The following is a 25,771-nucleotide window of genomic DNA, read 5'->3' on the forward strand; positions in this document are numbered from 1 at the left end:
GATGAGTGAGTATAAAGGAAAACTGCACGAAACCGCCGTTCGATTTCCCGATACGGATGTCTGGATGGACTCCTGCGGCGAAGAAGAACTGAACTACGGCCTGGAACGCGGGATTGTAGGCGCTACAAGCAATCCGATTATTGTTGGCGCGGTCATTAAAGAAGAGCTTCCTTTTTGGGAGAAAAAGATCAAAGAGCTTCTGGCTGAGATGCCTGACGCGACGGAAGACGACATTGCATGGGGCCTGATCTATGAGGCGGGCCGTGAGCGGTCGAAAAAGCTTCTTCCGATATTTGAAAAATACAAAGGGAAAAAAGGAAGGCTTTCCATTCAGGTAAACGCGAAGTATTACAGGAATGCGGATAAAATGCTGGAGCAGGCTATATTTCTTAATTCCCTCGGCAGAAACATGCAGGTGAAAATGCCCGCGTCAAAAGCTGGCATCAAAGCGATGGAAGAAGCTACCTACCACGGCGTGAGCATCAACGCAACGGTCTCCTTTACCGTAGCTCAGGCTGTGGCTGTGGCCGAAGCAGTGGAGCGCGGATTGGAAAGAAGAAGAAAAGAAAACCTTCCAGTCGAGGACATGTCGCCTGTCTGTACCATTATGATCGGCAGGACGGATGACTGGCTGAAAGAGTATGTGAAAAATGAAAATCTCGTTCTTGATCCGGAATGTCTGGAATGGGCCGGAGTTGCCGTCATCAAGGAGGCCTACCGGATTTATAAAGAACGAGGCTATACGACAAGGCTTCTGTCCGCAGCGAACCGCAACCATTACCACTGGTCACAGCTGATCGGCGGCGACCTCGCCATGACGGTCAATTACGCGTGGCATAAAAAGATCAACGCATGCAATATTGAAGTAAAGAACCGTATAGATGAGCCGGTGAACCCGAAATATCTAAATGAACTGAATAAGCTGTCAGAATTCCACAAATCGTTTGATAAAAACGGAATGAAGCCCGAAGAGTTTGAAAAATACGGCGGCTTCCGCAATACGATTTCTACTTTCCTTTCGGGATATGACGACCTTGTTAAGCTGATAAGAGGCTATATGATTTGAAACAACAATTCTGTACATGTGTTTTTTGCCGGTTTGCGGGAATCCCCTTTTGAACGACGGCAACTGTAAGAATTCATCATTGGGTTGAGTTTCAATATAATAGTTCTTTTTGATCTTTCTCATCAAAACGACCCAAAAATAAAGCCAAGGATTTCAACTTCTCTTCGTCAGAGAGCGCTGGAATCCTTGGCTTTTCTTTCTTTATTTTGTTTGCGGGATTATAAATTGTTCGCGGGGCAGGGTACAATCACTCCGGCCGAATGATTAAGCAATTTTCACAACACAATGTCTCACGGCGTTTTCGCTGGGCATTGTGGTGTAGATTCCGGTCTCGGCTCCGGAATTTCCGGTGGCGGTGATTTTGAAGTAATAGTCGCTGCCGGATTTTCTGACGTATTGTGTCTGGAACACCGCGCCGTTGCCCACTGAGAACTGCGGAACGGCGGTGCTGGCGCTGAGTACGGTCATTTTGAATGTATAGGTCATCCCCTTTTTCAGAGTAAACGCCATCGTCGTGTCCGACCGTACCGAGGGGCCCGCTTTCGCCGTGAAGGAAATGCTTTCGGAACCGATCGTCGTAGTAATCTCAGAAGTGCCCTGCGCAAGGCGATTGATGCGGAACAGATAACCGGCGGGGGTCTGCTTTTCAAAACGCACAGTGACCGCTGCCGGGTTGCTGGAAGAAACCTTCGGGACGGTGGAGGAAGAGGTCCAGACCATGTAGCAGTAAGTATTCCGGTCGCCGAAATCGTAAGTCCCTTCAGTGTCCAGGCCGAAGTGCTTGGATGGGGTAGGAGCCGTGCCGATAAAGATGAACTTGATCCCATAGGAGTTCGCGAAAGTCTGTGCCGCCGTGTTTTCATAACCCCGGATGACCAGCCCCGTCGTCTCCGTGATCCCGTTGAACGGGGGCTGCACAAAGGCATTCTGGAATGCGTTGGGATCGATGAAAGTGACACTCTTCGGGATGGTAATGGTGTCAAAGGCGTAGCAGTTGTAAAAAGCCAGATCGCCGAGGCTGGTGACGGTTTCCGGCAGCGTGATATCGGTCAGGCGCAGACAGCCGGAGAAGGTGAAGGCTTGAATTTCGGTCAGGCGGTTCGGAATGTGGATCTCGGTCAGATTTTCGCACCATTCAAAGGCGGACGAGCCGATGCTGGTGATACTGTCCGGAAGAACGACGCCGTTGAGATTGAAGCAGAATTGGAACGTACCGGGAGCGATGGTTTGAATGCCGTCTTCGATGGCGGCAGTCGTCAGGTTATCGCAGCCGGAGAACGTATCCTTTCCGAATTCCGTGAGGCCCGCGGGGAGGGAGGTTTTCTGAAGCGATTTGCAGCCTGAAAATGCGTTGTCTCCAAGGTGCACAAGCCCCTCGGGAAGAATCGCTTCCGTGATTTTTGTAGAGCTGAATGCGGATGCGCCAATGTGCTTCAGGCTTTCGGGAAAGGCGGCGGTGGTCAGATTCGTACACTGGAAAAAAGCGTTGTCATCAATCTCCGTCAGGCCCTCCGGCAAAGTCACCTGTGTGAGCGTCGTGTCGTTTCGGAAAGCGCTGTCGCCGATCTTCGTAATCCCATCCGGAACTACGACCGAAGCCGCGCTTCCGCGGTAGGAAAAGAGGACGCCGTTGAAGATCATCATATCGCCTGTGAAGTTCTGATCCCATGGGGTGCCTTTAAAGATGGAATCCCCAAAGTCGGTCACGCCCGGCGACATGGTCACGCCGGTAAGATTCAGGCAGTTGTAAAATGCGTGGTCGTCAATTTCCCTGAGCTGGTCCGGGAAAACGATCTCCGACAGTCCGGTGCCTACGAAGGCATAGGACCCGATTCTGTTCAGGCCGTCCGGCAAAGTGATTTCGGTGAGGGGATCGTTCGCAAACGCCCAGTCGCCGATTTCCCGCAGGCTGGAGGGTAAAGCGACCCTCTTGAGTTTCTGGTTGTTGAACGCGTGGGCCCCGATGTGGGTGATGCCCTCCGGCACGGTGTAGTCGGTGATCGCTGTTCCGGAAAAAGCAGAATCCGGGATTTCTGAAAGCTGGCTGGACAGCGTAACGGATGTGAGGGACTTGCATCCGCCGAAAACACCGCTTCCAAGATGGGTAACGCTGTCCGGGAGCACCACCTCCGCCAGCGACGGGCAACCGTAAAAAGCAGCGTCCCCTATGCCGGATAGCCCGCTTTCCAGCGTGACGGAGGCCAGAACGGAACAACCGTAAAAGGCCCGATCCCCGATTTCGGTCACGCTGCCCGGAATGGTCAGGCTGGTCAGCGGGGCGCCGTGAAACGCTTCCGCTCCGATGGACGTTACTTTATCGGGAATCGTGACGGCGGACAGTTTCGTGTCTTTAAACGTTCCCGGGGCTATTTGGGTCAGATATTTGGGGAGGTTCGCCTCAGCCAGTTGGCCGCAGTCGTAAAAAGCGCTGTCGCCGATGCTGATGACGCTGTCCGGGATCGAGGCGCTTTTCAGAGAAAAACATTCCTGAAAAGCGGATTTCCCAATGCTGACAACGCCCTCCGGAATCGTGATTCCGGTGAGGCGGGAGTAATAGAAGGCATTTTCCGGAATCGCTTTCAATTTTCTGGAAAGCGTAATATCGGTGAGATTCTGGCAATGGGAAAACGCTTCCGTTCCCAGTTCAGTCACGCTGTCCGGCAGGGTGACGCTCTTTAATTTGCTTCCATAGAACGCATTTTTGCCGATTTTCCATATGCTGTCCGGAATGCCGATTTCCGTGATCGGCGTGCCGTTAAACGTTTTGTCCCCGATTTCTTTAAGCTGCTTTGAGAGTACGACCTGAGAAAGGTCCTCGCAGCCGTCGAACGCGCCGGCTCCAAGGGAGGTCACGCTGTCCGGAAGAGTAATGGCGGCGATCGCGCTGCCCGCAAAGGCGTTGTTTCCAATGGTTTTCAGCTGGTTCGGCAAAGTAACGGAGGTCAGGGCGGTACAGTCCTCGAACGCGTGCGCGCCGATCTTCGTGACGGAATCCGGAATCACAAGGTTTTTGATCGGGGAATATTCGAACCCGTAGTCTGGAATTTCCGTCAGGTTTTTCGGAAGCGTCACTTGGGTCAGGTCGTTGCAGTATCCGAAGGAGGAAACTCCGATGCTGGTGACGCTGTCTGGAATCGTAACGCTTTTAAGCTTACTGAAATCGAACGCGTAATCCCCAATACTGGTCACGGTATCGGGAATCACGACGCTTGTAACATTGGTGCCGTCAAATGCCTGTTTTCCGATAGCCGTAACCCCTTTCGGGATGATGACGTTGCCGCCGAGGCCTTTGTATTTTGTCAGGACGCCTTTGCTGTCGATTATAAAATCGTTTGTCGGAGCGATCGTAACGGTGCAGGACACACTGTCTTCCCCGGGCAGTTTTGCGAAAATCTGCGAGGAGTCGCCGGTCTGGCCGATCGCCGTGATTTTGTAGTAGAAGTCGCGGCCGCTTTTACTGACATATTGAGCTTTTAGAACATTGCCGCTTTCTACCGAGAACTGCGGCGTGGCTGTACTGGTACTGAGTACGGTGAGTTTAAAGGTGTAGGAAGCGCCTTCCTTCACCGTGAAGGGAGCCGTCGTATCCGAGCGGACAGACGGGCCGGCCACCGCCGTAAAGGAAGCTCCTTCGTTGCCAATGCGCGTTGTAATGACGGACAGACCCTGTTTCAGCCGTGTGATGCGGAACAGATACCCGCCGGCAGTCTTCTGCACATAACTGACGGAAACCGCGGCCGAATCGCTGGAATACGCGGTCGGCACTGTGGAGGAACTGGTTTTCACCAGATAGGTGTAGGTATCCCTTTGGCCGAAGTCATAGGTACCGGTAGTATCCAGACGGAAGGTCTTTGCCGGGCTCAGCACCGGACCGAGGGAAACGAAGCGATATTGGCGCGTATTGGCAAAAGACTGCGCCATGGTTCTGTCATAGCCTGAAACGGCAGGTGTCATATCGCTGCTGAACACATTGGAGTCGATGTAGGTAACGCTTGCAGGAATCGTAACACTGTGTATCGCGCTGCCTATGAAAGCGCTGCTTTCAATCCGCTTTACGCCGTCCGGGATCACAAGCGTATTCAGGGAGTAACAGGATAAAAAGGTCCAGGCATTGATGGAAGTCAGTCTGGGGGACAGGGTCACGCTGTTCAGATGGGAACTGTTCTCAAAAGCTCTGCCGCCCAGGCTGGTCACCGTATCGGGAAGGGTGATTTTCGTAAGGCCGTTACAGTACGAAAATGCGCTCTCGCCAATGGACAGCAGGCCGTCCGGCAGCGTGATGGACTTGAGGGCGCCGCAGCTTGCAAAGGCATAACCGCCAATCTCTTTCAGACCCTTCGCAAGCTGTACATTTTCAAGGGAGGTGCAGTGGGAAAAGGTGCCGTATCCGAGCTGCTGCAGACTCGCGGGGACGGACGCGCTTTTCAGGGACGCGCAGTCAGAAAAAACGCCGCTGCCGAGGCTGGTCAGACGGCTCGGCAAAACGACTGAGGTCAGGCCGGAATCCGAAAAGGCTTTTGTGCCGATTTTAGTCAGGCTCTCCGGAAAAGTAACCCCGGTGAGGTTGGCGTCGCGCTCAAACGCGTTGTCGCTGATTTCCGTTACGCCTTCGGAGAGCGTGACGTGGGTCAGATACAGATTGCCTGAAAAAGCGTCGGAACCGATCGTATGTATTTCGCCCGGGACGGTAACCTCTCCGCTTTTTCCCTTGTAATAAATTAAAATCCCATTGGGGGCAACAAAGTCGGAGGGGTAATCCCGCAGCCATTTGGTTTGGTAAAACGCCTCTGTCCCGAATTTCGTGAGCGTCGGGGGGAGGGTGACGCTCGCAAGGTCGGCGCAATAGGAGAAAGCGTAATCGTCAATGCTCGTCACTCCTTCCGGAATATCGATGCTCGTCAGTTTTGAATTCCGGAACGTGCCGCTTTGAATTTCCGTCAGGCCCTTCGGCAAAGTGATGGATGTCAGGCCGGAGTAGTCGAAGGCGTTGCTCCAGATTTCCGTGACACTGTCCGGAATCGCGATGCTGGTAAGCGAACTGCAGTTTGCAAAGGCAGAGCCGCCAATACGGGTCACATGGCTTCCAAGGGTAACGGAGGCAAGGCTGCCGCAGTTCTCAAACATTTGATTCGCAATCACAGTGACACCGTCCGGAATCACGATAGAAGAGAGTGTGTGGTTCATGGAAAATGCACCTTCCCCGATTTCGGTAAGACTCTTCGGAAGTACAATGTCTTTGAGTACGATGCAGTTCACAAAAGCGGAAGAGCCAATGCTCTGAAGCCCGTCCCCCAACGTGACGGAAGTCAGGCTGTCGCATTGCCGGAACGCATTGGCCCCGATGGAGGTAACGCTGTCAGGAATTGTTACAGAGGTGAGGGCGTGATCATAAGAAAACGCGCTGGCCCCAATGGAGGTAACGTTGTCGGGAATCGTGACGGCGCCGCCGGGGCCGTTGTATTTGACGAGGACCCCGTTGCTGTCGATTTGAAAATCACTGGCCGCCGCATACACGGCCACATTGGAAAGGCTGCTGATGAGAATGACAAATGCTAAAAGAACCGAGGTAAATTTTGCTGACCTTTTCATAGTTCCACCTTTATTCTCTTCCTTGTTTATAATTTATTCATTTTTATTATATGGTTAGCAAAATTTTCTTTCAATGCACAATAATTTCCAAAAAATATCCCTTTTTATGTAAATCCAAGCTGGAAGGCGGATTATGTTGGAAACCGAGACTGATGGGTTGTGTTCCAGACGTTCATCAGTCCGCTAACATACATGGCATTTTCAAGAGTCCGCGGTACCAAGTTGTTGTCCTTTTTCATTATCTTTTATCTTTCTTCGGTAAAATTGTGATATACTAATCTATTATGTTTATTATGTCCAAGCCTTAGCGGAATGAAAATCTGCCGATTGCCGGTTGTGGTTAAGGTTAGAAGCTCCTCCGCTCTTCATGGTTTAAAGGAGGCGCATTATGGCGGTTTTACTGGGGAAATTATATTCTGAAATTGGCCCGAAGTACCAGCTCAAACTGATTGCGGGAAAAGAAGGAATCTTTAATTTAGTGGATTGGGTCCAGATTGTTGAAAACAGCAACCTGATTCCTTTCCAGAGACAGAATGAGTTGGTTATTTCTACCGGCGTTGCAAACCATGATGAAGAAGGCTTGATATCCTTTTGCGAACAGCTTTATGACAGGAATATAAGCGGGTTGATCATTAATATCGGACCTTATATAAAGAATATATCTCCCAGGATCATTCAATACTGCAATAAAGTAGGGTTCCCGCTTTTTGTACTGCCATGGGAGGTTCGTCTTGTTGATATCATGCATGACATGGGACGTTCTATTTTGAAGAGAGAGCAGATTGAAGACAACCTTTCCGAAGCAGTTCAGAATGCTATTTTTTCACCTAAGGAACAGGATGTATACAAAAAAATACTGGCCAGAAACGGATTTGGAGAGGAAACCAGATATTGCCTGATCGCTTTGGCTCTGCAGACCGGCCAGAAAGAGAAAATGGAATACTGTATCAACCTTGCAACCGATAAGCTCATCGAGGATTTAAACAGGATCAACGCCTCCTTTGTCCTTTTTACGAGGGATAGACGTATTTATATGGTATCTGCGAATTATAACGAAGGGGAAATTGATTCGATCAAACAGAGCCTTCTGAAACTTCAAAAGACGTATTCAAAACAATTTCAGCTGAACGCGGTTTTTTCCCCGAGGAATTTACCGGTTGAATCCCTGAGCGACTATTATAAACGTCTGAACGCGATGCTGAAGCTGGCTGTCGGTAAGAACCGGGAAATGATGGAATATGACGAGGAAGTTATTTACAAATTGATTCTGGCAGTCGGATCGCAGGATGAAATCAAAGACTTTTACAGGAATACCTATGGCCGGCTTGCCGAATATGATAAAGCGAACCATACAAACTGCTGTGAACTGTTAAAGCAGTATTTTGAAATGAACGGAAGTATTCAGAAACTGGCCAGCTCCCATTTTGTCCATAGAAACACAATCAATTACCAATTGAGAAAAATTGAAAAAATATGTAATATAAATTTGGAAAATTGGGAAGACAGACTAAAAATTCATCTGAGTATTTTTATGGATGATCTTTTGTAAATTGTGCATATGCACAAAATAATTCGCAATCATGTCGGTTGACAATCCGCATATGATCTGTTATAATCGTCCTTAAATAAGACGCATACACTAAATTCTATAAATTGAGGGCAAAGAAGCTATTCCTTAAACGGGAGTTTCTTTGCCCTTTTTTTATTCATTAAATTTGTATATTTATTCAATCAAAAAGAATCTCAGCAGCAAAAAAAACAAAAATCATAATATCAGGAATTGGCGGTTAAAAGCAAAGGGGCTTTCTTCATCCGGATAAAGGCTCTTTGCTTTTATCATACACAGGACTTCAAAAATTCAACCATCTCTAAGGGGGAAAGAACAGTGAAAAAAATCATATCTATTTTGTTGGCAGTGTCACTGTCCGTAAGCTTGGGTGCATGCGGTCAAACAAATGGTGCGACTTCCTCGCCGGCAAGCAATGCGGCGTCCGGCGGCGATACGATCAAGATTGGCGTATCCGGCCCTACGTCGGGAACAAGCGCCGAGTCAGGCGTTGCAATTAATACCGGCATTCAGATGGCGATTGACGACGTGAATAAAGCGGGCGGTATTCAGGTCGACGGCGCGAAGAAGCAGGTGAAAGCGATTTTCTACGACAGCCAGACGAATACGGCGACGGGACTTTCCAACTGCCAGAAACTGGTTTCCGTGGATAATGTCGATTTTCTGTGGGCCGATACGATCAACAGCTCCGTCGGCATTGCGGCGATGGAAGTCGCCAAAACCACCGATATCTGTGTTGCGACCCTCGAATGCGTAAGTACCGAAATCTCAAAGAAATATGTTTCCGACCCGAACAGCTACAAAAATTTCTTCAAATTTGAGTTTAACAGCGAAGCGTATGGCAACGCGATCGCAAATTCGATCATAGACATGGCCAAATCCGGAAAACTGGATGCCGGCGATAAAAAGGTCGCCCTGCTTGGAGAAGATTCCGACTACGGCCGGTCCAATTTGGGCGCCTGCAAAGAATTGCTGACACAGGCGGGCTATACGATCGATTCTGAAGATTACGTGCCCATGGATACAACGGATTTCTACTCGGTATTGAGCAATATTAAAAATAAGAAAAGCGATCTTCTGGTTTCCTGCTTTACTTCCACCGCTGCGGGGTCCGCGCTTGTGAAGCAGTATCAGGAAAACGGAATCGGGGCTACCCACTTCGCGATTTATTATCCGTCTCAGAAAGAATTTGTCAGTCAGGTCGGTGACCTGGCGAACGGTTTGTATTGGACTCCGTTTTTGATCAATGAAGAAGATAAAGGCATTCAGGAGTTTGCGGAAAAACTCAAGGCGCACAACGGAGATAAAGTCAATCTCGACAATATTCAGGGCTACGATATGATGATGAAAGTGCTGAAGGCAATGGAACAGGCCGGAACCACAAAAGGGGAGCAATTGTCGCAGGCATTGCTGAGCCTTGATCATAAGGGATACTCAGGAACCTATTCGTTCGATCCTGAGACCCATACGGGCAAAGACGGCGCGGATTTCATTCCGATCAAAATCTGCAAGATCGACAGCGGAAGCAATAAAGTCGTGTGGCCTTCACAAGGATGAGTTTTCCATAGAATTTTGGTCCGCTTCTGCTTGATAAGGGCATATTTTCTGAGGAAGATATGCTCTTTCGGCAGCGGTGAAAAAATCGGGCGGTAAAATCGGTTCAGCCTTTACGGGAACTTTTGCGATGCGGCTTCAAAGTGTTGTGGGACGGTGCCCAATGCTGACACATGATTTGGGAAAAGAGGACAAAATGGCAGAAAATATGATTTTAAGCGTTCGCAATATCACAATGAAATTTGACAGTTTTATGGCCCTCAATGACATTTCATTTGATTTGGAGAGAGGCAGTATCTTAGGAATTATCGGGCCGAACGGCGCGGGAAAGACGACGCTGTTCAACACCATCACGGGCTATTACCAGACTTATTCCGGAAAGATTCTTTTCAACGGAACGTCGGTGCGCGGCATGCGGCCGGACAAACGCTGCTGCATGGGAATCGCGAGAACCTTTCAGATTACAAAGCCGTTCGAAAACATTTCCATTCTTGGAAACGTCATGGTGGGGGCTTATTATGGCAAGAGCCTGAAAAAGAAAAGCTCTATCAAAGACTGTGAAAAAGAAGCTTATGATTTGATAGAAAAGGTCGGGCTTTCAGATAAAATCAATGATCCGGCCGGCAGCCTCAACGTATCCCAGAGAAAAAAGCTCGAACTTGCCAGGGCGTTAAGCACGAAGCCGGAATTGCTGCTTCTGGATGAAGTCGTCGGCGGATTGAATCCGACGGAGGTTGTCGATATGATGGAGATCATCAAAAGCATCAATCAATCCGGAGTCAGCATTTTGATGATCGAGCATGTTATGAAAGCGGTCATGGGCGTTTCCCACAGGATTCTGGTCCTGAACCACGGAGAAAAGCTCGCGGAAGGCGAACCGGCGGAGATCATAAAAAACCCCGATGTGATCAGCGCTTATCTGGGAAATAAAAGGGAGGTCAAGCATGCTTAAGATCGACCATTTAAATGCTTTTTACGACGATGTGCAGGTATTGTACGATATCAGTCTCGAAGTGCGGGATGGCGAAATCGTAACCATTTTGGGTTCCAATGGAGCGGGCAAGACCACATTGATGAAAACAATCTGCGGCGTCATCAAAAATCGCTCCGGCAGCATCGAGCTGAACGGCGAAAATATCATGAATGTTCCGGCCTATCGGCTTGTTTCCAAGGGAATTGCGCTGATACCGGAAGGCAGGCATCTTTTCCCGGAGCTGACCGTAAGGGAAAACATATTGCTCGGAGCCTACACAAAGAAAGGGAAAGTTGCCGAAAGCGAATCCTTCACGCAGATTATGGATATGTTTCCGAGGCTGAAGGAGCGTTTGAATCAGCTCGCGGGTACCATGTCGGGCGGGGAACAGCAAATGTGCGCCATTGCGAGAGCTTTGATTTCCGATCCGAAGTTTCTTATGCTGGACGAGCCGTCCTTAGGGTTGGCCCCCAATATTGTCGACCTTGTTTTCGACATCATCGGTAAAATCAATAAGGAAAAAAACATTACGGTTCTGATCGTGGAACAAAATGCCAATATGGCGCTGCAGTCGGCCGATCGGGCATATGTTATGGAAACCGGCGAAATCAAAATGTCGGGGAACGCCCATGAGATGCTGGAGTCCCCCAAGATACAGAAACTGTATCTCGGGCTGTAAGGGGTGACATTATGACAAATTTTTTACAGAATTTAATCAACGGTTTGGTCGCCGGTTCCTATTACGCGGTTCTGGGGATGGGGCTGACCATCATTTGGGGCGTTTTAAAGATTATCAATGTGGCCCACGGCGATTTTTATATGCTGGGCGCCTATCTGTTATATACCTTTTTAACCATGGTTGGAGTCCCCGTAATCCCGGCCGTCATTCTTGCGGTTCTCGTCGCCGCCGTTCTGGCGATGATCCTGGAGCGCGCAGTCCTTACGCCGGCTTTGACACGGGACAGCATGGGGAATTCCCCGTTTGTTATTACGCTTGGAATATCCATTTTGCTGCAGAATTTCGTACAGTTGATTTACGGTGAGAGATATAAAAGCGTCCCCTATTTTAACGACGCCATTATCAAATTTCTGGGCGTTACCCTGGCGGCTCAGCGGATCATCGTTGTGATCGTGGCGTTTCTCGCTATGTTCGCCGCCATGCTTTTCATCCGGAAAACAAGATTTGGCTGGGCGATTTCGGCAACCTCGCAAAACACGTTCGCCGCGACCCTGATGGGAATCGACACGAAAAAGATTTATATGTTTACCTTCGGATTAGCCGCCGGGATGACGGCGCTGTCCGGCGGCCTGCTCGCTCCGATTTACGGGATCAACCCCTGGATGGGCGCCAGCATTCAGCTGAAATCCTTTGTGGTCTGCGTCATCGGGGGGTTCGGTAATATCGGCGGTTCCATCGTAGCCGGACTTCTGCTGGGATTGATCGAAAGCTTTGCGGTACAGTATATCGGAACGGACTGGCAGAATGTCCTGGCCTACAGCCTGCTGATTCTCATGTTCTGGTTTAAGCCGAATGGACTTTTTGAAAAGAAGGGACATTAGATATGAGAGAAACAATCATGAAACTATTTGATCATAAAAAGTCCAAAAGGAATGCTTCCGCCGCGTTTTTCCTGGTGCTGCTCATTTTGCCGGTCCTGATCCGTCTGGTTTGTGACAACAGCCAGCAGAACTATTTCCTGAACATTTTCATCATGTGCTTTTATTGGGCGGCGCTTACTTCCTCCTGGAACCTGGTGGCGGGCTATCTTGGGATTTTCAGCATGGCCCATCAGGTTTTCTTCGGGATCGGCGCGTATGCTACGGCGATGTTCGGCCTGTATGCCGGAACATCCCCCTGGCTCGGCTTTCTGGTCGGCGGCGTTTGCGCGGCATTGGTCAGTGTCGTGATTGCCGTCCCCTGTCTGCGGCTGAAAAAGGCGCCTTATATCATCATAGCGACCATGGTTTTGGCGGAAATCGTCAGGCTTGTCTTTACAAACCTCAAGACCTGGACCAGAGGCTCCAGCGGCTTCTGGCAGATCCGTTCGTATGAAAACATCTCCGGAATCGACTTCAGCGGCGTCGATAAAATCCCATATTATTATTTAATCCTTATCATTTTCGCGGTGATTGTAGGCGCCTGCGTTTACATCGTAAAATCTCCGACGGGCCTGGCCATGGAAGCCATTCGCGAATCGCAGGAAGCGGCGGAGGCAATCGGGGTAAATATCGCCAGAACCAAAATCAAGGTTTTTGTTGTCAGCGCGTTCATGGCCGGCGTAGTTGGCGCTTTTTATGCGCACTATATGAAAATCCTGACTCCGGACGCCATGTTCGGTCAGAATCTGATGACGGAATTTATCGCGATGAGCTTATTCGGCGGCACAGGGATTATCAGCGGTCCCATTTTCGGCGCTTTCTTTATTACGATTTTAATGGAATCCTTAAAATCGCTTGCCAATTATAAGCTGTTTATCTACGCAGGGATCTTAATTCTGGTAATGATCTTTCTTCCCGGCGGAGTTTTAAACAGCAAATCGGAATTTACCAGCGGCACCAATAAGCTGAAAAAACATTTTAATAAAAAATCCGGCAAAGCAGCCCAGACGAAGTGACGGCTGACACCGCAGGGCTTTTCCGGGAAAATGGGAAGAACGGACTGAATTACCGCAGGTTTCGACGTTTTGGAAAACGTCTGGAATAAATGATATATTTTATGGAGGAATCGAAATGCTGAAAGACGAGCTGCCAAAGATTATTACAAAAACCGTGCCGGGTGAAAAATCCGAAGCCTTGATCGCAAGGAGGGAAAAAGCGACGCCCGGAGCGATCCGATGTGTTTACCCCTGCGCAATGAAACGGGCACAGGGCGCCATGATAGAGGACCTGGACGGAAACCTTTTCCTTGACTGGATCGGCGGCGTGGGCGTGCTGAATATCGGCCACTGCCATCCGGAAGTGGTTGAGGCCGTCAGGGAGCAGGCCGGAAAATATTTTCATGGAATGTTCAATATTGTAACGCATGAAGGTTATGTCGCGTTGGCGGAGAAGATGAATGAAATCGTTCCCGTAAGGGGCGCGGTCAAAAAAACCTTCTTTGCCAACAGCGGCGCCGAAGCGGATGAAAATGCGGTGAAAATTGCGAAGGCCTATACGAAGCGGCCCAATATCATCGTTTTTTCAGGCGCCTTCCACGGCAGGACCATGCTGACGATGGCCATGACGTCAAAGAAATCGTACGCGTTGGGGATGGGACCTTTTCCGGACGGTGTTTATCGCGCCGAATTTCCCTATCTTTACAGATGCCCGGGCAATATGACGGAAGCGGAAGCAATCGATTACTATATCGGAAAAATCTACAAAGTGTTTGAAGAGGCCTCGCCCGCCGATCAGGTCGCCGCCGTTGTGGTCGAACCCCTGCAGGGAGAAGGCGGATTTATCCCCGCGCCAATCGAATGGGTGAAAGCGCTTCGCAAAATCTGCGATGAAAAAGGGATTCTTCTGGTCGCGGACGAGGTCCAGTCGGGCTTTGGGCGCACGGGTAAAATGTTTGCAAGCTGCTACTGGAAAGAAGCGGACTGCGAGCCGGACATCATTGCCTCCGCCAAATCAATCGCCGGCGGCGTGCCGCTGAGCGCGATTACAGCCCGCGCTGAAATTCTGGACGCGGTTCCGGCCGGCGTGATCGGCGGAACCTTTGGCGGAAACGCGCTTGCCTGCGCCGCGGCCCTGAAGGTGATCGAAGTCATGGAAAGGGATCGTTTGTGCGAACGTTCTCTGGAAATCGGCGAGAAAATCCGGACGACGTTCAATAAATGGAAGGAAAAATACGCGGTTGTCGGAGACGTCAGAGGCCTTGGCGGAATGGTCGGAATTGAGTTTGTCAAAGATAAGAAAACAAAGGAGCCCAACGCTCCGCTTGTTTCAGCCTTGATCAAAGAATGCGCCGCTCACGGCCTGCTGATTGAAAACGCGGGTACCTATGGAAATGTCGTCCGTTTTTTGGCCCCGCTCGTAATCACGGACGCGCAGCTGGATGCGGGCCTTTCGATTTTGGAAGACGCGATACAAAAGTGTATGTGACGAAACCGTATGGAAAGGGGTACACCATGAGAAATTATGTGATTACAATCGCGAGAGGCTTTGGCAGCGGCGGAAAAGATATTGCAACCATGCTTTCTCAGGATCTGGGCATTCCGGTTTATGAGAAGCAGATCCTTCAGATGGCCTCTGAGGTGAGCGGGATTGCGGAAGGGCTGTTCTACGATGTCGACGAAAAATTAAAGGGCAGTTATCTCACCAATATGCTGAAAAAGGTCCCCTTTTCCACTGTGGCTGAGCCAAGCGAGAAGGATTTTATTTCGGACGTCAATTTGTTCAACATTCAGGCGGAAATTATCCGCAACCTTGCCAATACGGAATCCTGCGTGATCATCGGAAAATGCGCCGATTACCTTTTGAGGAATTATGAAAATGTCATCAGCGTGTATGTGGAAGCTCCGAGGGCGGACTGCGTGAAGTCCATCATGAGCAAGCTCCGGGTCGATGAGGACGAGGCAAACCAGATGATACACAGGACCGATAAATATCGCGCGGAGTACTATAAATATTACACCGGCGGCGGGAATTGGACCAATCCGATCAACTACGACATGACCTTGAACAGCGCCAGAATAGGACGGAAAAAATGTGTGGAGCTGATCAAGGACTATATTAAAATTAAGCTCGATACCAAGGAAGAGCAGGGTGTACAGTCATGAAACAGCTTTTTATCAGGCCAACCATCTACCAATATTCCACCTGTGCGGAATTCGCGGAGGAATTCAAAATCGGGCGGGGAGATCTGCTCATTACGAACGGATATATTTACAAGCCTTTCTTGGCGGCGCTGAATCTGCAGTGCGACGTGCTCCTGAAGGAAAAATATGGCGCGGGCGAGCCGTCCGATGAGATGGCCGAAGCCATGTACAGGGACGTCAAAGGCGGCTATAAGCGTATTATTGCGGTCGGCGGCGGTTCCGTCATTGATCTTTCCAAACTGTTCGCGCTCAAAAACGGATCGCCCGTTCTGGATCTTTTCGACGGGAAGCTGCCCCTTGTAAAAGATAAGGAACTGGTGATCGTACCGGCAACCTGCGGGACCGGAAGCGAAGTTACCAATATCTCTATTCTCGCACTCAACAGCCGGGGGACCAAAAAAGGGCTGGCCGCGGACGCATTGTACGCGGACAGCGCCGTACTGATTCCGGAATTGCTGAACAGCCTTCCCTTCCGGTTTTTTTCAACCAGCTCGATCGACGCGCTGGTTCATGCGGTTGAATCCGCCCTTTCACCGAAAGCGACGGACGCGACAAAAATGTTCAGCTATAAAGCCATTGATATGATTTTAAGAGGTTACAAGGAAATCCGGGATAAGGGACCCGATGCAAGGACTCCGCTGCTCGGCGATTTTCTGACGGCAAGCAATTACGCCGGCATCGCGTTTGGGAACGCGGGCTGCGCGGCGGTGCACGCGTTAAGCTATCCGTTGGGCGCAATCTATCATGTTCCTCACGGCGAGGCCAATTACGCCATGTTCACCGGTGTGCTGAAAAATTACATGGAACTGAAAAGCGACGGTGAAATCGCGGCGCTCAATCGGTTCCTTGCGGATATTTTAGCCTGCGGCGCGGATCGCGTTTACGAGGAACTGGAGAAGCTGCTGGATATCCTGATACCGAAAAAGGCCCTTCATGAATATGGGGTGACGGAACAAAAGCTGGAAGCGTTTACCGACTCGGTCATGCGAAACCAGGGCCGCCTGATGGCCAATAACTTTGTGGAGCTCGATCAGAAGAGAGTTTATAAAATTTATAAGGAACTGTTTTAAGGGCTTTCGGAGGTTCCCGCTCCTGTAACGGAGATGAAGGAGGCAGAGTAAATGAGTAAAATTTTATTGTATAACGGGGAAGTCATTACCGTAAATGCGAAGGATGAAATCGCACAAGCGGTCCTGATCGAAGGAAACAAAATTCAATTCGTTGGGTCCGATGAAGAAGCGTTCAAACGATGCGATGAATCGACTCAAAAAATCGATGTGAAGGGAAATACCGTCCTGCCGGGATTTATCGAAACACATATCCATACGGCTTCCAGAGTCGTTCTGACCAAGGGAATCGATTTGTCCCGAAAATCCGGCATCCTGAATATCGAAGACCTTCTGAACCGTATCAAAGAAAACGCGGCCGCCCTGAAAAAGGGGGAATGGCTGCAGTGCCATGGCCTGACTTTTGAAAATCTGGAGGAACAACGCTGGCCGACCAGATGGGAGCTCGACCGCGTTTCCCCGGACAATCCGGTTGCGATCACTCATTCCAGCGGGCACACCGGCCTGTATAATACGAAGGCTTTTGAGCTTTGCCATGTCCTGGACGGCCGAATCGACTATCCGGACGAACATGTGGTAAAGGATGAAAACAACGTTCCGAACGGAGTCATGAAAGAAGTAGGTCATTTTAAGATTCTGGATGTTATTGATCAATTCAATCCCGTCACGGAAGAAAAGCTCGTTCAGACTCTGATGGAATCGTCGAAACTCATGAACAGCGTCGGCATCACGACGGCTCACGATGCGGGCGCAACCGGGACTACGACAATCCGGGCAATGCAAAAAGCAGTGAAATCGGGAAAGCTTACCGTCAGGATGTACCCCATGCTGTTTACCCTGATGGGCAAGGATTTAAACATCAATTTTGTAAACGCCCAGATTCAGTCCGGGTTCGTTACCGGCTTTGGCGACGAATATATGAAAATCGGACCGGTCAAGATCATGGTCGACGGGTCGGGGGCGTCCGGAACCTGTGCGACACGGCAGCCCATGAGCCATAACGGCAAGACGATGCCGCCCTCCATGACGCAGGAGGAAGTGGACGACATCGTCGTAAGGGCGCATCGGGCGGGCTTCCAGATTACGGCGCACTGTATCGGCGATAAAGGCGTGGAGATGGTTCTGGACGCTTATGAGAAAGCGCAGAAAGAATTTCCGCGTGAAAACTGCAGGCACAGAATCGAACATTGCATGATTGCGGAACCGGATCTGTTGGAACGTATCCGGAAATTGGAGGTCATCCCAACGTTCAATCCCGCGTTCATTAATCTCTGGGGTGTCTCCTTCAATAAGTATTATCAGGGAAGCCGTCAGAAATACCTGATTCCCATGCGCAGCGCGATCGACAGAGGGATTGTCTGCACGGCGGCGTCCGACTGGGAGTGCATCCCGGATATCCGGCCCATTCAGGGAATTGCCTCCGCGATGGACAGGACGGTTTATGCAAACGGGGAAAAGGTTGCGGAAAACCAGGCGATTTCCCTGATGGAAGCGATCCGCTGCTATACCTATTCCGCGGCGTACGCGGGGTTTGACGAAGGTATCAAAGGAAGCCTTGAAGCGGGAAAACTGGCCGATGTGGTTGTCCTGGACGGCAGGATTACAGAGAAGACACCGCGTGAAATCAGCAAAATGTCGGTGGTAAAAACGATTTTCGACGGCAGGACCGTTTATGAAAAATAAGAGGATTCCACCCGCTGAATCCTGAGACGGCTTGTAAAAAAGCATGGTTCCATTTATGGAAACGGCAACAGGCATATTCCTGCCGGGTAAGGATCATTCATGATGAAAAGCCAAGGACTCTCGCTCTCATTTATCGGAGAGCGCAGGAATCCTTGGCTTTTTCTTTGTTGACCACAACCGAAAAGAGTTCAGTTTCAGAGGCGTGAGTTGTGAGACGCGCTCCGATTTTGCTGTGCTAATCGAACAATTTCTTTCAAATGAACAGAAGAATTCTCAACTTTTCTTTCATTTTTTTAGGGTTTATACTAAAAATGTAGTAAAGAGAGCGGCTTGCGAAAGCCGATGGGGACGATCTATCAATACCAAAATGACTACGGAAAGAAAGACGGGTGATTTTCATTAATCGAAGAGCGATTGACATCCTGACGGATATTGCGTCGAAAAAGAAGCATTACAGCTTGTCCACTCTGTCGAAGAAGGAAAACAGGACGGAGCGTACCGTCCGTACGGACCTCGGGGTCATCAACGATTACCTCGTGCGCAGTGGCTTCCCGGAAATCACGGTTCAGAAGGACGGCCTGTTCGACCTGGAGGCAGACCTGTTCTCCGTGCAGGAGCTGATCTCCCACATCGATTTTTACGATTATTCGATTTCCCGTGAAGAACGGCTCCGAATCTCTTCTCTTTTGCTGATCTGTCATGCCGGTTTCATTACGCTGCAGCAGGTGGCTGTTTTTATGAATGTTTCGCGTTCGACGGTCGCGAATGATCTGGAGGCGCTGCATGAGAGCCTCGCTGTCAGTGGGCTGGTGCTGTCTTCGCACCCGAACAGGGGCGTCAGGGTCATCGGGGATGAGAAGAAAGTCCGGCTTTTGTTTTTCCGGTTCATGCGGGAAGATCCGCTGCTTGTCAGAATATTTTTCAATCAGGGCAGTGTGGAGCAGTTCCTTCCTGCTCTCGGAAAAAGTCTGGACGACACGATGCTGGTCATCCGCAAGCTGATTACGGAATCCGAAAATCTGCATACCGTCTTTCTTTCAGAGGATTCCTTCACACAGATCCAGTATGTCCTTCTTTTTTCCGTGCTCAGGACGAAAAACGGAAATTTTCTGAGCGGACCGGACTCTCTGCCGGAACAGAAAGACCGGAGGCAGATCGCGATTCATTTATATAAAAACATCATCCAGTATTTTCAGTTGAGCTACAGCCCCGGCGAGTTGCGGCTGCTCAATGAACAGATGGCGCACCTGCATTACATTGAAAGACAGGCGGACAATTCCAATATTGTGGAAGTGCAGACCATCACCAGAAAATTCATCGAGGCTGTTTCGGGCTCACTGGCAGTGAATCTCAACACGGATTACAGTCTGTTCGAAGGCCTTTCCAACCATTTGGGCTCGGCCTTTGAACGGGACCAGAATTTACCGGATTTTCCCGAGGGACACGATATTCTTGAGGAATATCCGCAGGTGCGGGATGTGATCGACGAGCATGCGCATATCATTCAAAAATATATCAACCGGGACCTGTCGGATACCGAGAAGGAATATATCGCGGTTTATTTGTGCGCGGCCATCGAAAAGATGCACAACATTACGTGCATCAACGTTGTGCTGATCTGTAATAGCGGGATCGGAACCTCCCAGCTGCTGAAGGTGCGCATCAAAAAGCTGTTTCCCTTTAACATCGTGGGAGTCATCACCTCCTACGAGCTGGGCAAGGTTCGGCGCGGCGAGGTGGACCTGATCATCTCCACCGTGCCCGTTCGGAACAGTCCCGTGGACAGCGTGACTGTCACGCCGCTTCTGAACGACGAGGATTATATGAAGATCGGCCGGAAAGTGGAGCAGATCAAGAACCGTGGCGCGCCGGTGGACCGTAGCGGCCGCGGCATATCGTTCAGCGGTCCAAAAGAAATTATGGAGAAGATTTCCCCGTATCTGAGCAGCGATAAGGAACTGGAGCGGGAAGTCGCGGATACCGTACAGGAGTATTTCAGAAAAATCCCGTCGGGTTTTCACCGGGAATGTATGCTGTCCGACTTCCTGACGCAGGATTTTATCCGTCTTGACGTGGACTGCGCGGACTGGCGGGATGCCGTGCGGCAGGCGGGCGGCATTCTGCTGGGGCATGAATACATTAGCGCGGGCTACATTGAGAGCATGATTCAAAATGTAGAGAGAAACGGCCCCTATATCGTCATTTCACCGGGTTTTGCGCTGCCCCACAGCGGCAAGGACGACGGGGTCAAAAAGGTAGGCATGAGCCTGATCCGTTTAAAACAGCCCGTTTGCTTCGACGTGGGTATTCTGGACCCTGTCCAGCTTGTCTGCTGCCTTTGTGCAATCAACAATACGACTCACCTGAATGCGCTGTTCCATCTCGTCAACCTGCTCGCCGTCAGCCGGTTCAAGCAGGACCTGCTGCACGCGGAGACGGCGGAAGAAGCCGCGGAAGTGATCGCGGGCTATGAATACAACCTGACCTGACGAAAGGAGAAGCTATGTCTGTTTTAAAAAATTTTCCGAAAATGACTATTATCATGCGGGGAAGCCCGTATGACCAGGTACGCTGCGTAGCCGAGGCCATGAAAAAAGCCGGTACGTGTTCCGTTGAGATTTCCATGACCTCTTCGGACGCGCTGGATATCATTAAAAAGCTTTCGGAGGAATTTGCCGGAGACCTTCTGGTGGGTGCCGGTACTGTGCGGAACATGGCAGACGCTGTCGCCGCCGTCCGCGCGAAGGCCAAATTCCTCCTGTCCCCCGTCATCATGGAGCGGGAAATGATTGAATATGCCCATGAAAACAATGTGCTTGCGATTCCCGGCGCCTTCAGTCCCAGCGAAATTTACCAGATGTATTTGTCCGGCGCCGATATCGTCAAGGTTTTCCCGGTCAGCACGCTGGAGCTTGGCTATGGCAAAGCCGTCAAGGCCCCGCTTGGCAACATCCCGCTGATGGGAGTCGGCGGCGTGGGGCTTTCCAACGCCGCCGCGCTGCTGAAAAGCGGGATCGACTATCTCGGAATCGGCGGCAAGATGTTTGAAAAAGAGGATATCGTTGCGGGGAACGTCGCCAATCTGGCGCGGAGCATTGAAAAATACAAACAAGCAATTGGAGTGATCTGACTTGGAAAAAATTGTGATAACCCCAGAGGATGTCTATATCCATCTGAAATACAGGAGCAGGGAGGAGGTGCTGAGCTTTCTCACCAACCGGCTCGTTGAAAAAAAACGGGTGCAAAAGGAATATGTACAGGCGATTCTGGACCGCGAGCGCCAGTATCCGACGGGCCTTTACACCGGGGAGATCAGCGTGGCCATGCCGCACGCCGACTACAGGCTTGTCGACGAGTCCGCTATTATCATCGGCGTGCTGGATGCTCCGGTGACGTTCCGCCAGATGAGTGACCCCGACGCGGAAGTGGCGGTTTCTGTGGTGATTCTGCTGGCCCTGAAGGACCCCCACGGGCACACCGATGTTCTGAAACGGGTCACGGACCTGATACAGGAACAGGGCGCCCTGAAGAAAATTACGGAAGCCGCCTCCCGCAAGGACATTTACGGTATCATCAGCAAATATTTCTGACCGCGTCTTTGCGGGTGAAATAATTACGGCCGACGCCGCAAACGCCGGCCGAACGAAAGGAATGTCGAGAATGAAAAAAGTTTTGGTTGCCTGCGGCAACGGAATCGCGACCTCTACCATCGCCGCCGTCAAAATCAAAGAGGCGTGCGAGGAGAAGAAAATCCCTGTTTCGATTACGCAGTGCAAAATCCTGGAGGTCCCCTCCAAGGCGGAGGATTATGACCTGATCGTCACCACGGGGAAATTTCAGGACCCATCCATCAAAATCCCGATTTTCAGCGCGATTTCCCTGCTGACCGGAATCGGCGCGGAAGAGACCATTGAGAAGATAACGGATTTTCTGAGCAAGTAAAGCAAAGTCCGCCGGGCGGTCAGAACCCGGCGGCGGATTCCGGGCATGGGATGGCCGACGCGGCCGCTCTTCCGCGGAATTCCATTACAGGGGCCATCGGGATTTACATACAGTATGGCTTCCAATTTGGCAGGAGGAAAAATTATGAATCAAGTTCTTCAGGCAACCTACGTTGCCTTCCGCGCTTTGATGGGCGCGGGCGCAGTTGTCATTCTACCGATTATCATCACCATTGTCGGTCTGATTGTCCGGCTGAAATTTTCAAAGGCTTTGAAAGCCGGCCTGACGGTCGGCATCGGCTTCGCCGGCATCAACCTCGTGATCAACCTGCTGTCTACCAACCTGGGCCCGGCGGCCAAGGCAATGGTCGAGAACTTCGGAATCAAGCTGGACATTCTGGATGTCGGCTGGGGTGCTATCGCGGCGGTGACGTGGTCGTCGCCGATCATTCCGGTCCTGATCGGCGTGATCTTTCTGACGAATATCCTGCTGCTTGTGCTCAAGGCGTCCGACACGTTGGACGTCGATATCTGGAACTACCACCACATGGCGATCGTTGGCGTCATGGTCTATTTTGTCACAAACAACCTGCTTTACGCCTCGCTGGCCACTCTGTTTATGGCGATCATTACCTTCAAGCTGTCGGACTGGTCCGCTCCGCTGGTTGAAAAATACTTCGGGCTGCCCAGTATCTCGCTTCCGACGATGTCCGCCCTGTCCTCTCTGCTGATCGCGGTTCCGATGAATTGGCTGCTTGACAAAATCCCCGGCGTAAACAAGATTAACTTTTCCATCAAGGACGCGCAGAAAAAATTCGGAATTTTCGGCGAACCGATCATGCTGGGCTTTATCCTCGGCGCCGTCATCGGCCTGCTGGCGCGCTACCCTGTGGACAAGGTGCTGGCGCTGGCTGTTTACATGGCAGCGGTTCTGGTGTTGATCCCGAAGATGACCGCGCTGTTCGTGGAAGGTTTGATGCCGATTTCCGAAGCGGCGACCAAATTCACCCAGGAACGCTTTAAGGGCAGGAAGTTCCTGATCGGGCTTGACGCCGCCGTCATTGTCGGCGACCAGTCCGTCATCACCACCGCGCTGATCGTCACGCCCATCACCATCCTGATGGCTGCGGTCCTGCCCGGGAACAGGGTGCTGCCGTTCGCGGATCTCGCCGTCATCACATTCCGTGTGGCGATGATTGTCGCGCTGTGCAACGGGAACCTGTTCAAGAGCATCATCATGGGCATTTTTACCACGGGTGCCATCCTGCTTGCCGGTACTGCTACCTCTCCGGTCCTGACCGCGCTTGCAAAATCCACGGGCCTCAATCTTGCGAACGGCTCGCAGATCTCCTGCTTTGCCGCCACCAGCCTGTCGGTAAGCTATCTTGTCTATGAGGTGTTCGTCTCCAACGTAATGATTACCCTGCCGATCCTGATCGTGGTGCTTGCAGCCTGCTGGTATTACTTCGGGCATGTCAGGAAGTTAAAAGGAATTATGGAGGAAGCTTCATGAAAATCAGTGCGGTCAAAGTTTATACTGTTAAACCAAGATGGATATTTATCAAAATTTCGACGGACGAGGGCATTGAAGGCTGGGGCGAAATGATCTCCGGCACCAAGACGAAGACCGTCGTTGCCGGAGCCTATGAAATCGGCAATACGCTGATCGGCCGCAACCCGTTCGCTATCGAAGGTATCTGGGAAGAACTGTACAAGTCGTTCTTCCGGGGCGGTCCGATCAATTCCACCATTGTGTCCGGTATCGAAATGGCTTTGTGGGACATTAAAGGCAAGGCGCTGAATGTGCCCGTCTATGAGCTCCTGGGAGGCGCGGCAAGAGATAAAATCAAGGTCTATTCCTGGATCGGAGGAGACCATCCGCACGACGTGGTGGCGAACGCGCAGGAGCGCGTCGACGCCGGATTCGACTCCGTCAAGATGAATGCGACTTCGGAGCTGCATTATATCGATTCCTTCAAAAAGATTCAGGAAGTCCTTGACCGCGTCGGCTCGCTGCGCGACAAATTCGGATATGATCTCGGTATAGGCATCGATTTTCACGGCAGGGTCCACAAGCCGATGGCCAAGGTACTTGCAAAAGAGCTGGAGCCTTACCGGCTGATGTTCCTGGAGGAGGTCGTTCTGCCGGAAAACGAAGAAGCGTTCCGTGAAGTGGCTCTGCACACATCCACACCGCTGGCAACCGGCGAACGCCTGAATTCCCGCTGGGCGTTCAAGAATCTGTTCCGTGAGGGTGTCATCGACATTGTGCAGCCGGATGTCGCGCTGGTCGGAGGAATCCTGGAAACGAAGAAGATCGCGGCGATGGCCGAGGGTTTTGACATGGCCGTTGCGCCGCATGCGCCTTACGGCCCGATCGCACTGGCCGCGACGCTGCAGGTGGACGCCTGCACCCCGAACGTGTTCATTCAGGAGCAATCCCTCGGTATCCACTACAATCGGGATTATGACCTGCTTGACTTTGTGAAGAACAAGGAAATCTTTCAGTACAGAGATGGATATGTCGGCCTGCCGACGAAGCCGGGGCTTGGCATCGAGCTGGACGAGGAAAAGGTCAAGAAGGTTTCCATGGACGAACTGGTCTGGACAAACCCGAAATGGAAGAACTACGACGGCACTTTTGCGGAGTGGTAACCGTACTTCTCGCGTCAATATTTTGAAAGGAGCGCATGATCGGCATGCGTCCGATTGTCCCGGTCATGTAACATACCATGAAGGAATTCACCTATAAAGTCACAGATCCCGAAGGATTTCATGCCCGCCCGGCAGGTCAGCTTGTCAAATTTGCACAGGGTCTCGATTCCGACGTAACCATTTCGCTGGACGGCAGAAAGGCCGATGCGAGGAAAATCTTCGCGATCATGGGCCTGTGCGTCAAGCAGGACAATGTTATCACCGTATCGGTATCCGGCGGCAGCGAGGAAGCGAACGCCGCTTCCCTGAAGGCTTTTCTTGAGAAAAGCGTTTAGGCTTCCGATCGGAAACGGCCCACACAGCCAGTTCCCCTACCTTCGGAATACCCTCCGAAGGGACTGAACACCGGACTTGTTTATTATACCGTTTCCACCAGGGTTCCTCTCCTTGTCTATTGCACGGGATTCGGTTCACTAACGTGTGGCTTTAATTTTCCATTTATCACAACAAAAAGTTGAAGCGGGCCGCTGTGGCCCGCTTTTGCGTATCGGCTATTATGTTCAACCCATCACAAAGCCTTTCAGGGAATCATTCAAATCGGATAGCCTGTCTATAAACCTTTCTGCGCGGAGGCGAAAGGAGAGATCAGAAACCCTGTCACAATCAGGCCGGCGCTGCTGGAAACCGAATAGCCGGTAGCCGGCAATACCCGCCCCGGAAATAATCAGGTCTGCTGCCATGCATATCCATTCGGTGTAGCGGCTTTGCAAGTCTTGCCCTGGCACTTCGGGCCAAGTCAGAGGGATTGACAAATCCGTCTTAGTATAGTACAATATGAATGAATTAAAATATATTCATTCATAAGACTTGTTCATAT

At 50.8% G+C, this 25,771-nt stretch carries 19 protein-coding genes; 18 read left to right on the forward strand and 1 reads right to left on the reverse strand.

All coding sequences use genetic code 11. The annotated features are described in order from the left end of the window. Position 1 precedes the first annotated feature (1 nt). Positions 2–1,066: a transaldolase family protein gene (locus VXK30_RS03615; protein WP_275716320.1), complete on the forward strand. Its 1,065-nt coding sequence runs from the start codon at positions 2–4 to the stop codon at positions 1,064–1,066. A 264-nt stretch (positions 1,067–1,330) separates the two neighbouring features. Here VXK30_RS03615 and VXK30_RS03620 read toward each other — a convergent pair whose 3' ends face one another. After that, positions 1,331–6,655 carry a leucine-rich repeat domain-containing protein gene (locus tag VXK30_RS03620; protein ID WP_275716322.1) on the reverse strand — a complete coding sequence of 1,775 codons (5,325 nt, stop codon included), beginning with the start codon at positions 6,653–6,655 and terminating at the stop codon, positions 1,331–1,333. Between the two features lie 388 nt (positions 6,656–7,043). On the opposite strand from VXK30_RS03620, the gene VXK30_RS03625 reads away from it, so the two are divergent. The 17 genes from VXK30_RS03625 (at position 7,044) to VXK30_RS03705 (ending at position 25,229) form a co-directional block, all read left to right on the forward strand. After that, on the forward strand, positions 7,044–8,204 hold the full coding sequence (locus tag VXK30_RS03625) for a PucR family transcriptional regulator (RefSeq protein ID WP_275716324.1): 1,161 nt from the start codon (positions 7,044–7,046) through the stop codon (positions 8,202–8,204). Between the two features lie 336 nt (positions 8,205–8,540). After that, a complete protein-coding gene (locus VXK30_RS03630; protein ID WP_275716326.1) occupies positions 8,541–9,779 on the forward strand; it encodes an ABC transporter substrate-binding protein in 1,239 nt (412 codons plus the stop codon). Between the two features lie 160 nt (positions 9,780–9,939). Continuing rightward, positions 9,940–10,728, forward strand: a complete 789-nt coding sequence (locus VXK30_RS03635; RefSeq protein ID WP_275716328.1) for an ABC transporter ATP-binding protein — start codon at positions 9,940–9,942, stop codon at positions 10,726–10,728. Continuing rightward, a complete protein-coding gene (locus VXK30_RS03640) occupies positions 10,721–11,428 on the forward strand; it encodes an ABC transporter ATP-binding protein (protein ID WP_275716330.1) in 708 nt (235 codons plus the stop codon). The genes VXK30_RS03635 and VXK30_RS03640 overlap by 8 nt, the downstream gene beginning before the upstream one ends. A gap of 11 nt (positions 11,429–11,439) precedes the next feature. Further along, complete coding sequence (locus VXK30_RS03645) at positions 11,440–12,309, forward strand: branched-chain amino acid ABC transporter permease (RefSeq protein WP_275716332.1); 870 nt, start codon at positions 11,440–11,442, stop codon at positions 12,307–12,309. A gap of 17 nt (positions 12,310–12,326) precedes the next feature. After that, positions 12,327–13,364 carry a branched-chain amino acid ABC transporter permease gene (locus tag VXK30_RS03650; protein WP_275716334.1) on the forward strand — a complete coding sequence of 346 codons (1,038 nt, stop codon included), beginning with the start codon at positions 12,327–12,329 and terminating at the stop codon, positions 13,362–13,364. Positions 13,365–13,479: 115 nt separating this feature from the next. Continuing rightward, a complete protein-coding gene (locus VXK30_RS03655; RefSeq protein WP_275716336.1) occupies positions 13,480–14,832 on the forward strand; it encodes an aspartate aminotransferase family protein in 1,353 nt (450 codons plus the stop codon). Between the two features lie 26 nt (positions 14,833–14,858). Then, positions 14,859–15,509, forward strand: a complete 651-nt coding sequence (locus VXK30_RS03660) for a cytidylate kinase-like family protein (protein ID WP_275716338.1) — start codon at positions 14,859–14,861, stop codon at positions 15,507–15,509. Continuing rightward, a complete protein-coding gene (locus VXK30_RS03665) occupies positions 15,506–16,618 on the forward strand; it encodes a 4-hydroxybutyrate dehydrogenase (protein ID WP_275716340.1) in 1,113 nt (370 codons plus the stop codon). Before VXK30_RS03660 ends, VXK30_RS03665 begins: the two co-directional genes overlap by 4 nt. Positions 16,619–16,669: 51 nt before the next feature. Beyond that, positions 16,670–18,298 carry an amidohydrolase gene (locus VXK30_RS03670; RefSeq protein ID WP_275716342.1) on the forward strand — a complete coding sequence of 543 codons (1,629 nt, stop codon included), beginning with the start codon at positions 16,670–16,672 and terminating at the stop codon, positions 18,296–18,298. Between the two features lie 389 nt (positions 18,299–18,687). Next, positions 18,688–20,787, forward strand: coding sequence for a BglG family transcription antiterminator (locus tag VXK30_RS03675; protein ID WP_275716345.1), 2,100 nt, complete (start codon positions 18,688–18,690; stop codon positions 20,785–20,787). A gap of 14 nt (positions 20,788–20,801) precedes the next feature. Beyond that, the gene (locus tag VXK30_RS03680) at positions 20,802–21,428 is read left to right on the forward strand and encodes a bifunctional 4-hydroxy-2-oxoglutarate aldolase/2-dehydro-3-deoxy-phosphogluconate aldolase (RefSeq protein WP_275716347.1); all 627 of its coding nucleotides are present in this window, start codon (positions 20,802–20,804) and stop codon (positions 21,426–21,428) included. A gap of 1 nt (position 21,429) precedes the next feature. After that, positions 21,430–21,888: a PTS sugar transporter subunit IIA gene (locus VXK30_RS03685; protein ID WP_275716349.1), complete on the forward strand. Its 459-nt coding sequence runs from the start codon at positions 21,430–21,432 to the stop codon at positions 21,886–21,888. A gap of 70 nt (positions 21,889–21,958) precedes the next feature. Then, positions 21,959–22,240: a PTS sugar transporter subunit IIB gene (locus VXK30_RS03690; RefSeq protein WP_275716351.1), complete on the forward strand. Its 282-nt coding sequence runs from the start codon at positions 21,959–21,961 to the stop codon at positions 22,238–22,240. Between the two features lie 144 nt (positions 22,241–22,384). After that, on the forward strand, positions 22,385–23,752 hold the full coding sequence (locus VXK30_RS03695; RefSeq protein ID WP_275716353.1) for a PTS galactitol transporter subunit IIC: 1,368 nt from the start codon (positions 22,385–22,387) through the stop codon (positions 23,750–23,752). Continuing rightward, on the forward strand, positions 23,749–24,894 hold the full coding sequence (gene dgoD / locus VXK30_RS03700; RefSeq protein ID WP_275716356.1) for a galactonate dehydratase: 1,146 nt from the start codon (positions 23,749–23,751) through the stop codon (positions 24,892–24,894). Before VXK30_RS03695 ends, dgoD begins: the two co-directional genes overlap by 4 nt. A gap of 77 nt (positions 24,895–24,971) precedes the next feature. Continuing rightward, positions 24,972–25,229, forward strand: a complete 258-nt coding sequence (locus VXK30_RS03705; protein ID WP_275716358.1) for an HPr family phosphocarrier protein — start codon at positions 24,972–24,974, stop codon at positions 25,227–25,229. Positions 25,230–25,771: the final 542 nt, after the last annotated feature.

The organism is Caproiciproducens sp. CPB-2 (genome assembly GCF_036287215.1).
Lineage (GTDB): Bacteria > Bacillota > Clostridia > Oscillospirales > Acutalibacteraceae > Caproiciproducens.